This window comes from Kitasatospora nipponensis (genome assembly GCF_039528135.1).
Lineage (GTDB): Bacteria > Actinomycetota > Actinomycetes > Streptomycetales > Streptomycetaceae > Kitasatospora > Kitasatospora nipponensis.
This window is the reverse complement of the sequence record NZ_BAAALF010000804.1, coordinates 1-651: the sequence shown is the minus strand read 5'-3', so window position 1 is coordinate 651 and position 651 is coordinate 1. Positions and strand designations below refer to the sequence as shown.

1 protein-coding gene is annotated in these 651 nt (G+C 70.2%); it reads left to right on the top strand.

All coding sequences use genetic code 11. From position 1 onward, the window contains the following. A partial coding sequence (locus tag ABD323_RS43435; protein ID WP_344447531.1) for an NACHT domain-containing protein occupies positions 1-651 on the top strand: 651 nt, incomplete at both ends.

Sequence of the window (651 nt, the reverse complement as noted above, 5' to 3'; positions counted from 1 at the left end):
GGAAGACCACCCTGGTCCAGTGGCTGGCCACCGGCGCAGTCGCGGGCACGCTGGGGGAGGAGCTGGCGGAGCTGAACCACCGGGTGCCGCTGGTGCTGCAGGTACGGAAGCTCGCCCGGCAGGGAAACTTCAACCCAATGCCCGAGCAACTCGTCGCCCTGGACGGCCGGTTGTGTGCCGAGCAGAAGCCGATCGGCTGGGTCGGCCGGGTGCTGAGCGGCGACCGGGGGATGCTCCTGGTGGACGGACTGGACGAGGTGTCGGAGGCCCAACGGCGGCAGATCCTGGAGTGGTTGGAGCGACTACTGGACCGCTACCCGAAGGTCTGGACGCTGGCCACGGTCCGCCCCTCGGCGGTCGAGCCTGGCTGGCTGACCCACCTGGACTTCCAGGAGCTGGCGCTCAGCCCGATGGGGGAGGAGCACCGACGCCGGTTCATCGGACGCTGGCACGGGGCGATCCTCGCCGAGGTCACCGCGGGCACCCACACGCCCCAGGAACTGGCTCGCTGGCGGCAGGAGTTGACCGACCTGGAGAGCGGGCTGATGCGGACGCTGGAGCAGTCGGACGACCTGGCCCAGATCACCGACAGTCCGCTGCTGTGTGCGATGGTCTGCGCTCTGAACCGGGAGTCCGGCGGTGCGCTGCCCA